The 11,453-nt window shown below is 65.7% G+C and carries 11 protein-coding genes; 5 read left to right on the top strand and 6 right to left on the bottom strand.

Going from position 1 to position 11,453, the window contains the following annotated elements:
• On the bottom strand, nt 1-1,119 hold the full coding sequence (locus AC1DXI_RS05470) for a substrate-binding domain-containing protein (RefSeq protein ID WP_476937766.1): 1,119 nt from the start codon (nt 1,117-1,119) through the stop codon (nt 1-3).
• A gap of 165 nt (nt 1,120-1,284) precedes the next feature.
• Here AC1DXI_RS05470 and AC1DXI_RS05465 point away from each other — a divergent pair, with 165 nt between their 5' ends.
• From AC1DXI_RS05465 to AC1DXI_RS05455, 3 genes are all read left to right on the top strand, one after another.
• Nucleotides 1,285-2,283 (top strand): LacI family DNA-binding transcriptional regulator, encoded by a 999-nt coding sequence (locus AC1DXI_RS05465; protein WP_476937910.1) that lies wholly within the window; start codon nt 1,285-1,287, stop codon nt 2,281-2,283.
• 53 nt (nt 2,284-2,336) lie between these two features.
• Nucleotides 2,337-2,630 (top strand): putative quinol monooxygenase, encoded by a 294-nt coding sequence (locus AC1DXI_RS05460; protein WP_476937765.1) that lies wholly within the window; start codon nt 2,337-2,339, stop codon nt 2,628-2,630.
• 274 nt (nt 2,631-2,904) lie between these two features.
• Nucleotides 2,905-5,529, top strand: coding sequence for a GH32 C-terminal domain-containing protein (locus tag AC1DXI_RS05455; protein WP_476937764.1), 2,625 nt, complete (start codon nt 2,905-2,907; stop codon nt 5,527-5,529).
• A gap of 156 nt (nt 5,530-5,685) precedes the next feature.
• On the opposite strand, the gene AC1DXI_RS05450 is transcribed toward AC1DXI_RS05455, so the two are convergent.
• Nucleotides 5,686-6,564, bottom strand: coding sequence for a PhzF family phenazine biosynthesis protein (locus AC1DXI_RS05450; RefSeq protein WP_476937763.1), 879 nt, complete (start codon nt 6,562-6,564; stop codon nt 5,686-5,688).
• 183 nt (nt 6,565-6,747) lie between these two features.
• Nucleotides 6,748-7,209, bottom strand: a complete 462-nt coding sequence (locus AC1DXI_RS05445) for a hypothetical protein (protein ID WP_476937762.1) — start codon at nt 7,207-7,209, stop codon at nt 6,748-6,750.
• Between the two features lie 522 nt (nt 7,210-7,731).
• On the opposite strand from AC1DXI_RS05445, the gene AC1DXI_RS05440 reads away from it, so the two are divergent.
• Together AC1DXI_RS05440 and AC1DXI_RS05435 are read left to right on the top strand one after the other, a co-directional pair.
• Entirely contained in the window at nt 7,732-8,058 is a 327-nt protein-coding gene (locus AC1DXI_RS05440) for a hypothetical protein (protein ID WP_476937761.1), read from the top strand.
• Nucleotides 8,055-8,465, top strand: a complete 411-nt coding sequence (locus AC1DXI_RS05435; protein WP_476937760.1) for a hypothetical protein — start codon at nt 8,055-8,057, stop codon at nt 8,463-8,465. Before AC1DXI_RS05440 ends, AC1DXI_RS05435 begins: the two co-directional genes overlap by 4 nt.
• A 57-nt stretch (nt 8,466-8,522) precedes the next feature.
• Here AC1DXI_RS05435 and AC1DXI_RS05430 read toward each other — a convergent pair whose 3' ends face one another.
• The 3 genes from AC1DXI_RS05430 to purU form a co-directional block, all read right to left on the bottom strand.
• On the bottom strand, nt 8,523-9,116 hold the full coding sequence (locus AC1DXI_RS05430) for an NADPH-dependent FMN reductase (RefSeq protein ID WP_476937759.1): 594 nt from the start codon (nt 9,114-9,116) through the stop codon (nt 8,523-8,525).
• A 91-nt stretch (nt 9,117-9,207) separates the two neighbouring features.
• Complete coding sequence (locus AC1DXI_RS05425; RefSeq protein ID WP_476937758.1) at nt 9,208-10,482, bottom strand: N-acetylglucosamine-6-phosphate deacetylase; 1,275 nt, start codon at nt 10,480-10,482, stop codon at nt 9,208-9,210.
• A 93-nt stretch (nt 10,483-10,575) separates the two neighbouring features.
• Nucleotides 10,576-11,451 carry a formyltetrahydrofolate deformylase gene (purU, locus tag AC1DXI_RS05420; RefSeq protein ID WP_476937757.1) on the bottom strand — a complete coding sequence of 292 codons (876 nt, stop codon included), beginning with the start codon at nt 11,449-11,451 and terminating at the stop codon, nt 10,576-10,578.
• Between the last annotated feature and the right edge of the window lie 2 nt (nt 11,452-11,453).

Below are 11,453 nucleotides of genomic sequence, written 5' to 3'. Positions count from 1 at the left end.
TTACTTTCCCCAGCAGATGTCGGAGGCTTGGGTGGTGGTGATGCTCTTGACGCCGTCGACCGGCTTGTCCGTAACGAGCTCGACGCCGGTGTTGTAGAAGTCCAGCCCCGGTGAGTTGGCCGGCTTCTGGCCGGTCTTGGCGAGGTCAACGATGGCCTTGACACCCAGTTCGGCCATCTTGACCGGGTACTGCTGGGCCGTGGCACCGATGACGCCCGACTTGACGTTGTTGACGCCCGGGCAGCCGCCGTCCACCGAAACGACCAGGACGTCTTTTTCCTTTCCGGCGGCCTTCAGTGCCTCAAAGGCGCCGGCCGCGGCGGGTTCGTTGATGGTGTAGACGACGTTGATGTTCGGGTTCTTGGACAGGAGGGTTTCCATGGCGGTGCGGCCGCCGTCCTCGGCGCCCTGGGAGGCCTGGCTGCCGACGATCTCGTAGTCGCCGCCCTTGCCGCCGGTGTACTTGCCGGTCTTGGCTTCGTCGCCGTTCTTCTTTTTGTCCGCGGTGTCGATACCGAGGCCGGTCAGGAAGCCCTGGTCCCGGTTGTAGTCCACCGAGACCACCTTGTCGTCAAAAAGATCGACGAGGGCAATAGTGGCTTTTTTCCCCTCCAGCTGAGCCGCGGTCCACTTGCCGATGAGCTCACCCGCGGCGAAGTTGTCTGTCGCGAACGTGATGTCAGCGGCATCGGCAGGGTCCGGCGGCGTGTCCAGGGCGATGACGAACAGGCCGGCATCCTTTGCCTTCTTCAGGGCATCCACGACGGACGGGCCGTTGGGGGTGATCAGGATGCCCTTGTCGCCCTTGGAGATTGCGTTCTCGATGGCCTGAATCTGGGTGTCCTCATCGCCGTCAGCCTTGCCGGCTGCCAGCTTCAGGTCCACACCCTCGGCCTCGGCTGCCTTCTTCGCGCCGTCCTGCATGGCGACGAAGAAGGGGTTGGTGGTGGTCTTGACGATCAGCGAGACGCCGACCTTTTCACCGGACGCGCTACCGGTTGATGAGGTGGACGGGGAACTTCCGCCACAGGCTGAAAGACTGAGCGCTCCCAAGGTCAGCACTGCTCCCGCAGCGAACAGGCGGGTGGCCGTTGAACGGGGTGCTTTGGAACTCAACATTGAATCTCCTGGTGTTTGAGGCCCTCACTGGCCTCGACAACGATGTCATGTACGATGTAATCAGCATCACACCGAAGAGTCAATAGATGCAACTTAGAAGGAGCGATTTTTTTGACAACGATGTCCGATCGTAGCCAGCCGGCCCTTTCCGCCAGCCGCCCGACAATGCGCCACGTGGCTGCTCTTGCCGGCGTCGGGATTAAGACCGTGTCCCGGGTGATCAACGACGAACCTGGCGTGTCGGACGCTACCCGGGAAAAGGTGCTCAGCGCTTCACGACAACTCAACTACCAGCTGGACATGGCCGCCGGCAGCCTGCGCCGCGCGGGCAGAAGAACGCTCTCCGTCGGGCTCCTGCTGCCGAGTGTTTCCAACCCGTTCAGCGGCGAGATCAACAGGGCAATAGAAGATGCGCTGGGAGCCAGGGGAATCGCGGTTTTTGCGGCCAGCCTGGATGACGACCCCGAACGGGAGCGGGCCATTGTTGCGGCGTTTCTTGGCCGGCGCGTCGATGGGCTCATCCTCACACCGATCGCCAGGAGCCAGGCGTATGTGATCCCGGAGCATTCCCGTGACCTGCCTGTGGTCTTCATCGACCGTGAACCGGTAGGAGTGGAAGCAGACGCCGTCGTGACCGACAACGCCGCAGGCTCCGCGAGGGCGGCCGCCCACCTGATCAGCCGCGGCCACACCAGGCTTGCCTACCTGGGGGACCGCACCGACATCCAGACCGCCCGCGAACGCCGTCGGGGGTTCATGGAAGAGATTGGCCGGCAGGGAATTCCCACCTCAACGGTTCCCGTCCGTGAAAACCTTCACGACGAGGAATCGGCCAGGTTGGCCGCGTTGGAACTTCTCACTGCTGCCGAACCACCGACGGCGATCTTCTCCAGCCAGAACCTCATCACATTCGGCGCCATGCGTGCTCTGAGAGAGCTCGGGCTCAGCAAACGCGTGGCCTTGATAGGGTTCGATGACTTCACGCTTGCCGACATGATGGATCCCGGCGTGACAGTCATCGCCCAGCATCCCGAGCGGATCGGGAAGCTGGCAGCAGAGCGGCTCCTGGCCAGGATCGATGGCGACCAGCAGCCCCCGCATACCTATGTTGTCCCGTCTGAGCTGATACAAAGGGGCTCCGGGGAACTCCGCCCTCCGGCCTGACGGGGTGCTTCCTGAACCATGTTTTCGAACCCATTGACCTGAAAGGGATCACGATGACCAAAACCCTCTACGCCGAATTCACCGTCAAGCCAGGCAGCGAAGCCCGTGTTGCTGAGATGATGCTCGAGCTGACCCGGCACGTCCGCCAGGAACCGGGCAACGAACTGTTCCTTCCCTATACACGGGAAGAAAATCCCCGGGAGTACTTTGTCTTCGAGGTCTACCGCGACGAAGCCGCGTTCCAGGAACACATCGGCGCCGACTACGGCGCCAGATTCAACGAGGAACTGGCCCGCCACATCGAAGGCGACGCCTCGGAGCTGACTTGGCTCCAACCGGTGCAGTAGGCCTCGGCCACGTCGTCCCCGCGGACCCAGGTTTGCGGGACCTGCCGCATCCTGCTCCCAGCACCGCGTACCGGAAAAGATCCTTCCAAGCCGTCTGTTGGTGGGGAACTTCGTGCTGCCCGTCCATCGCTTCACCTGCCTGAGCAGAGGGCTCGTTCGTTCTCAACTCGAGTCGCCAAGAACCGTTGACTTGTCTGATGGACATCACTTAGTGTCCTTCGCACTGACAACGTTGTCTACCGTAGACACGCGCGATGAAGGGCGAAACTAGCAGATGAAGAGAACGACCACCAGCAGAACGCATGCAGTTTCTGCACTGACACTCGCGGGACTGACGCTGGCCGCGGCACTGGCAGGTTCCCTGCCGGCGTCGGCCGCTACAGGCCTCGGAGACGAACCCTACCGGCCGGCCTTCCACTACACGCCCGCAAAGAACTGGATGAACGATCCCAACGGAATGGTCTTCCACAAGGGCGTCTACCACCTCTACTACCAGCACAACCCCTCCGGAAACACCTGGGGGAACATGTCCTGGGGCCACGCCACGTCCACGGACCTGACTCATTGGAAGGAGCAACCGCTGGCCATCTCCACCGATGACCAGGAAGATGTCTTCTCCGGAAGCGTGGTGGTGGACAAGGACAATTCCTCGGGGTTGGGCACTGCGGAGAACCCGCCCCTCGTGGCCATCTACACCAGCGCGTACAAGGACGCCTCTGCGCACCGCGGCCTGCAGGCGCAGTCCCTGGCCTACAGCCTGGACGACGGCCAGACGTGGACCAAGTACTCCGGCAATCCCGTGCTCAACCGGAACTCTGCCAACTTCCGCGACCCGAAGGTGGTTTGGTACGACAACCCGGCCGGCGGCGGCTACTGGGTGATGACCGCGGTCGAAGCGCAGGAGCACAAGGTGGTCCTCTACAAGTCCGCCAACCTCAAGGATTGGTCGGCGTTGAGCGAATTCGGGCCAGCCAATGCCACCGGGGGACAGTGGGAATGCCCGGACCTGTTCCCGCTCGCCGTGGACGGTGACCCCAGCAACGTCAAGTGGGTCATGGTTGTGAACATCAATCCCGGCGGCGTGGCCGGCGGATCCGCCGGCCAGTACTTCGTCGGAAACTTCGATGGCACAACCTTCACGTCCGAGTCCACCAAACCGGCCGCGGCGCTTCCTCCCGGCACGGTCCTGGCCGGGTTCAACGACGGAAACTACAACGGCTGGACCGTCAACAACGAGCCCGGCAACTGGAAGAACGGTCCCTTCGGTGACACGCCCGCCTCAGGCACCCTTCCCGGCCAGAGTCCCGTGACCGGCATTGGCGGCAGCGGTCTGATCAATTCCTTCAACGACGGCGACTGGCCGCTCGGGTCCACGCAGTCACCAACCTTTACGGTGTCCGATGACTATTTGAACTTTCTCGTGGGCGGCGGCAAGCACCCCAGCGTCTCCGACAAGCTGGATAACGCACCACCCGCGGGGGAGCTCAAGTTCGACGGCTTCGAGGGTCCTGGGGGGACAACACTGGCCGACGCCGGCTGGACCGGAACCGGTGACCTCACCCCCAACTTCCAGCCCGCCAGCAGCGGCGGGGACTTCTATATCGGGGCCAAACGGGTCAACACCTTCGAGACCGGCAGCGCGCCGGGCGATGACCGGCAGGGCACCCTGACATCACCGGAATTCCCCATCACCAAGAATTTCATGAGCATGCTGGTCGGCGGCGGCAACCGCTCCGCGGACTCCGGACAGATCCTGGCGGCCCAGTTGCTCATCAACGGCAGCGTGGTCCGCTCCCTCGCGGGAGACAATTCCGGAATCCTGAACTGGAAGGGCTGGGACGTCTCCGAATTCGCGGGACAGAATGCCCAGTTGCGGGTGGTCGACCAGGCTACCGGCGGGTGGGGACACCTGACCCTTGACCATGTCATGCTCACCGACAGCGCCGCTGTTCCCAGGTCCGACGAAGAATCCGTAAACCTGGTAGTCAACGGACAGGTGGTCCGTACGGCCACCGGAAACGACAGCGAAACGCTCGACTGGGCATCCTGGAACGTCAAAGAATTCGTTGGCCAACAGGCGCAAATCAAAGTCGTCGACAACAACCGATTCGGCTGGGGGCATATCCTCGCTGACGAGTTCATAGCGAGCTCCACAGCGGCCACAACCCGGCTGCAGTCCTATGACTGGCTGGACTACGGCCGCGACTACTACGCCGCCGTGTCGTTCGCCAACATGCCCGAAGGCAAGCGGGTCATGCTGGGCTGGATGAACAACTGGGACTACGCCAACGCCATCCCCACCAACCCGTGGCGCAGCGCCATGTCACTGCCGCGTGAAGTGAAACTGATCCAGACCCCGGCAGGTCCCCGACTCACCCAAAGCGCCGTGAAGCAGGTCGACAAGCTGGCCCAAAAGCCGCGCTACTCGACCACGAACGGCATCCGGATCGCGGAGGGGGCAGTCCCGTTGCCGGCGGCCGCCTCCGGCCAGGTCCAACGAGTCGACATCACGTTCGCTCCGGGCACGGCCAAGAAATCCGGCATCACCGTGCTGGGCGACGGGACATCATCCACCGTCATCGGCTACGACGCCACGACCGGGAAGCTCTTCGTTGACCGCACCAACTCCGGCAACAGCGCGTTCCACCCGGCCTTCGCTTCCATCGAGGACGCCCCCGTCACCCTGGACAGGAAGGGCAACATCACCCTGCGGATCTACCTCGACCGCTCTTCAGTCGAGGTGTTTGCCCAGGACGGTCTGCGGACCATCACCGACCAGGTATTCCCCAACGCCGGAGCAGACAAGATGGCCCTCTTCGCAGAAGGCGGGACCGCCCAGCTCAAATCACTCACCGTGACACCGCTGGAAAAGGCAATGTTCCTCCCCGAAAGGAAGTAACCCGGCCCACCGTCTGGCCTGCTCCCAAGGAGTTGGAACTGAAGGGACTGCGTCCGGCATTGCACCGGGCGCAGTCCCTTCAGCGTGTCCGTCACCGCAGGGGGCACGCTGACGCCCAAGTCCTCCGGCTACCGGCGGTTGGCCGCCACCCAGTAATCAGCTGTTGCCCGCGGGGCTGGGGATCCGGACGGCCCTGCCGCTGACCACTATTCCGCCGGCAGCGGGAATGTCCACAGTGAGCAGGCCCGGCCGGCCGACGTGCCTTCCCTGGTGGATGAGGACCCTGGACGGGGGAACGACCAGGCCCAGGATGCGCAGGTAGGCGCCGACCGCCGCCGCGGCGGCCCCGGTGGCGGGGTCCTCCGTGATGGCACCGACAGGGAACAGGTTCCGGGCCTCGAATTCGCCATCTGCGATCGGGTGCAGGACGGCCACCGTCGCGGCCCAGCCCTGTTTGTCCATGAGCCGGCGCACGGCCTCCGGATCGAAGGAAAAGGAGTCGAAAAGTTTGCGGTCCGCGACGACCAGCACCGGATGCCAGTTCCCCGAATACGCGATCCGCGGCGGATAGCCCGGATCGAGATCGTCCCGGCCGATGCCGAGCAGGCCAAGGAGGTCGGCCAGGACGTCGTCGTCGAAGGCGGCCAGCTGTGGTTCAACGCCCGTGAATGATGCGGTGATGTCGGCGCCGTCGCCCGCTGTTTCGATGCGGACGGGGCCGACAGGGGTCTCGAAGGTGAAGGCGCCTACCCCGTCGCGTGCGCTTAGCGCAACGGCCAGCGCAATCGTCGCATGGCCGCAGAATGGCACCTCGGCGATTGGCGAGAAGTACCGAACCCGGCTCCGGCGCGGGTCCCCGCCGACGCCGGGCTCCGTCACGAAGGCCGTTTCCGCGTACCCGACGGCGGCCGCCACCGCCAGCATCCCGGCGTCGTCCAGGTGGCGGGCATCCAGCACCAGGCCGGCAGGATTGCCGCCGGTGGGCGTCGTGGAAAAGGCCGCGTAGCGCAGGACCTCCGGGGTGGTGTTTTCCATACACCGATCCTCCCATGCCGGGTCACCACATCAGGGGCCCGCGTTGTGGCTGTCGAACAGGGTTAGTGAATCGCAGACAGGCCCGTCGGCGGGAGCCCAGTACGTGTCGGGAGGATTCGACTACGACCATTCCTGCATCTGAGGGCTCAACGGGCCCCGATTGGGACAAGACATGTCAGACCGCTAGTACTTGACCTCGGTCCTGAGGTCGCGGATCGCTGCCTCGACGTTGGAGGCTTCGTCCCGGAGGGAATCAGCGGCCTGAGCCAACGTGGCGTCGTTCGGCACCGCGGCGACGGCGGCATTGAACTTGGCTTCGGCTGCCTTAACCGCATCCGCCCGTTGTTGGGCGAGGTTCTCGCTTGCCTTGGCCAGATCCTCATAGGTCGCCGTGACCTGGTCTTGGGCGGAGTGGACCTGCTCGATGGTGGCGTCCGGCTTCAGCGTGGCCTTGAAATTCGCCAGGGCCGCGGCATGGGCATCGGCAGCAGGGCAGACTTCCGACACGCTCGCGGGCGGGCTCGAGATGGCCGCGGTGGGGCTCTGGGTGGCAGCCGGCGGACTGGTTTGGCCGCATCCGGTGAGCAGTACGACGGCGGTCGCAAGCGCGATGGATCCCACGACGATTGCGTGCGGTTTCGACATTTGGAGGCTCCTCTCCCAGCTGGGCTCGCCCCCGGGCATTGGGCACCGAAGGGCATATCCATCGTCTGCCCGGACGCCGGTGCGGACCTCATCCGCCGGGGGTGAAATGGGTGGGAGTGCACGGCCGGCACGGGCCCAAAGGCCCTTTTGGGACCGGCGGAACGCGGGTATTAATGGTTGTGCCACGGCGGGACGGGTCCTCCGCGACTGGTGTTGAAGCCGGGGCGGGCGGTCCAGGGCGGATGTCACAAACTTCCCTGGGCCGCCGCGGCGCTGATGCGGTTCGCCGCTGTTCCGGCAATAGCTTGCCGGAACAGCTCTCGGGAATAGCTCAGCGGAACAGCTCAGCGAAACAGGTCGCCGGGACAGCCCGGAACCATACCAATGCGACAGGGCCTTTGGCTTTGACAAAGACGGGGCCTTTGGCTCTGACAAATGGGAGGCGCGGCGGTGTCCGCCCGGACGTATGCTGTTTTCATCGGTTCAGCAGTGAGCTGCGTGCTTTGATTTCGAGCGTGGAACATGACCCAAGGAACTGCAAGAGACGGCCGGCAGGATCGTTATGCCTCCTTCTGGGAGCTGCACTTCAACGACCCGGATGTCGGTGCCTTCCTTAGCGAAGCCGTGAGTGAGTTTGTCGACGACATCGGTGGTCCCGGCCGTGGGATCAGCTGGGCAGTCACACTGGTCTGGTCCGCGGAGGCCCTCACGCTGACCGCGGGCAGCGCACCGGCGCGGGCCGCCGACGAGGGCGCTGGCCCGGGTACGCCAGCGCCGCCGCAGCCTTCGGGGTCCGGTCCCTCGTGTCCGTTCCACTGGTCCCGCAAGCGGTCTTCCATGCCGCAGTGAACCTGTACGCCCCGTGGCCGCACGTCTTCACCAGCGCAGACATCATCGCAGCGGCTCGACTGGCCCGCTACATCTCCCGCGCACTGCGTTTGGTCCAGGAGCTGGCGCTGCGGTCCGGGGGCGGCGCAGATCTCTCCTCGGCGCAACTCTCCCGGGCACTGGCCGGACTGGCGCTGCGGACGCTGGTGCGGGAGTACGGGTTTAGCGAAGAGGGGGCCCTTGACTACCTTCGCAGCGTTGCGGGCGGAGCCGCGCGGGAATCGTCCGGCGGCACGGTCCACGTCCTGGTGCCCGATTCCGTTCCGGCCCAGAACGTGCCCCAGCCCAGTCCCTATGCCGCGGTGCCACGCGGCGGAGACACGCCTCCCGTCCGTCGACGGCGGCGCAGGACGGGAACTCCGGCCTAGGCGGACATCGGCACGGGCCCACCGGCCCCGGCAAACCGGGCTCAGCCAGGGCAACGGTCAGGCCGCGCTGGCGTCTTCTGTCCCGTGGGCGTGGTCCGGCCGGAGGATCTTCAGTGCGCCGGCCCACGCGATCACTTGGTCAAACAGGGTCTGCAGGCTTCTTTCCGCGGCCGCCGTCGGGATGAAAGTGCGGTAATTCGCGAACTCCGTGGCCAAAGGAAGCGCCACCTGGGCCCGGACGTCGGCCATCTGCAGCTCTGCGGCCACTGCGCGGAAGTGTTCGACGGCGCGGATGCCGCCGCTGCTTCCGTAGCTGACAAACCCGGCGGCCTTGTTGTTCCACTCCTTGTAGAGGTAGTCCACAGCGTTTTTCAGCGCTCCGGGGATCGAGTGGTTGTACTCGCCCGTGACGAAGATGTAGCCGTCGAATCCGGCGACAGCTTCGGACCAGGCCTTGGTGTGCCCGAGGCTGTACCGGCCCAACGAGGGCGGCATTGGCTCGTCCAGCAGCGGAAGATCAAAATCGGCGACGTCGAGGACGTCAAAGGTGGCATCGCCGCGTTCTGATGCCCGGGCATTTACCCAGTCGGCGACGGCCTTTCCGAGGCGTCCGGGCCGGGTGCTCCCGAGCACGATAGCGATGCGGATCATGGCGGGCTCCTTTCCGGAAGTTGTGTTTGCCCACACTCAGAACAACAAAACGGGGGGCCCGAAACTTCCGCAACCGCCGCGGCCCCGGGGTTCAGGGCTTGCGCGCGGCGCGTCGATGGTCTGGCAGGATCCGTCCGCCCCGCAGGACGGTCACGAGGTCGAAGCCCGGGTCAACGGCGATGATATCGGCGCGCATACCAGCCCGGAGGCCTCCGATCTCGGTCTCCAGGCCCAGGACCCGGGCCGGAACCAGGGTGGCCGCCGCGACGGCGTCCGCCGGACTCACGCCCGCCGCGATGGTGGTGCGGACAACCTCCAGCAGGGTGGCCGTGCCCCCGGCAAGAGCACCGCCACTGCGCAGGGTGGCCACGCCGTCGTGCACCACAACATCCGCGGCGCCGAGTTCGTAGTTCCCGTCGGGCAGCCCGGTCGCCGCCATGGAGTCCGTCACCAGCGCGATGCCCCCGGCTCCGACCAGGTCAAACACCATCCGGACCGTCTCCGGGGCGAGGTGGACGCCGTCGCCGACGAGCTCGACCACGACCGTGCCGGCGGCCGCCMGCCGCAGGCACGCGGCCACCGGTCCGGGACTCCGGTGATGCAGGGGAGGCATGCCGTTGAACAGGTGGGTCACCGTGGGCCGGGCCCGCGGGCCGAAGGCCCCGGAAGCCGCGCCCGTGCCGATGAGGTCCGCGGCTTCCGCCAGCGATGCGGCGGCGACGGGGGCAGCGGCATCGGTATGGCCCAGCGAGGGGGTCACGCCGTGGTCCGTGAGAATCCGGAGGAGCTCACTCGCGCCTGGCAGTTCCGGGGCGTACGTCATGGTCCGCAGGGCGCCGCCGGCCGCCGCCACCAGCCGCCGGAGCAGTGCAGGATCGGGGTCGCGGAGCCAGCGCGGGTCCTGCGCGCCGCAGCGGGCGGCGGCGAGGAACGGCCCCTCGGAGTGGACGCCGGCGATCAGTCCCTCGGCTGCCAGGACCTTGAGTACGCCGAGCGACCGCACCAGCTCATCGTCCGGGGCGGTGACGAGGCTGGCCAGGAGCGTGGTGGTCCCGTTGCGGTGCAGGAAGTCCACGGCCGCCCGGCACGCCCTGTCATTGCCGGCCGGGAATCCGCCGCCCGCGGCGCCATGGCAGTGGAGGTCGACAAGCCCGGGAAGCAGGGAGCTGCTGGGCGGCAGTGGCAGCTCCTCCGCATCCGGGAAATGAGCGGCGTCAAAGCCGCCGCTGGGTCCCGCGTAGGCGATCCGGCCGCCTTCCACTGCCACCACGCAGTCCGGTGTGCAGGCGCCGTCCGTGATGAGGGCGCCCCGCAGGAGGTAGGCAGGAGCGGGGGCGGCGTCGCGGTCCTCGAGGGGCAGGATCATGGTGCCTGGTTTCTGTGTGGCCGGGCGTTGGCGGGCAGGTACGGCTAGTTGAAGACTAGCTTGGCAGGTTCCGGAGCCAACTCCGTGCCAGACCTAGCGCAGCACCACTGTCCTGTTGCCCTGCAGGATGACGCGTCCCTCGCAGTGCCAGCGGACGGCGTTGGAGAGTGCCCTGCATTCGGTATCGCGTCCGGCGGCCACGAGATCGTCCGGGCTGAAGGTATGGTCCACCTCCACCACTTGCTGGGAGATGATGGGCCCTTCGTCCAGCTCCGCGTTGACATAGTGGGCGGTGGCGCCGACCGTCTTCACGCCCCGGGCATGCGCCTGGTGGTACGGCTTCGCGCCCTTGAAGCTGGGCAGGAAGGAGTGGTGGATGTTGATGGCGCGGCCATCCAGCTGGCGGGTGAGGTTGTCGCTGAGGACCTGCATGTAACGGGCCAGGACCACCAGTTCCACGTCCATCCGGTCGATCAGTTCCAGGAGCCGCTGTTCGGCCGCAGGCTTGGTGTCCGGGGTGATCGGCACATGGAAGAAGGGGATGCCGTGCCATTCGACGGTCCGTCGGTGGTCGGGGTGGTTGGAGACGACGCCGACGATCTCGATGGGCAGCTCTCCGGTGCGTGCCCGGTACAGCAGATCGTTGAGGCAGTGCTCGAATTTCGAGACCATGATCAGCACCCGCCGTTTGGTCCCGTGCCGCCGCAGCTCCCAGCGCATGCCGAACTTTTCGGCGACCGGCACAAACGCATCCCGGAGCAAATCCAGCGTGGTGTGGTCTCCGGCGGACGCGAAGTGGACCCGCATGAAGAAATGGCCGTCCAGTTGAGAGTCGAACTGTTTGCTCTCCAGGATGTCGCAGCCCTGGTCCAGCAGGAAGCCGGACACGGCGTGGACAATCCCGCGCGTTTCCGGGCAGTCCAGGGTCAGGACGTGCTCCACGGTGTCGGGTGTCTGGTCCGCGGCCATGG

The sequence above is a fragment of the Arthrobacter sp. P1_H7 genome, assembly GCF_056405215.1.
The sequence above is the reverse complement of the archived record's forward strand: the minus strand, read 5'-3'. Positions and strand labels throughout refer to the sequence as shown.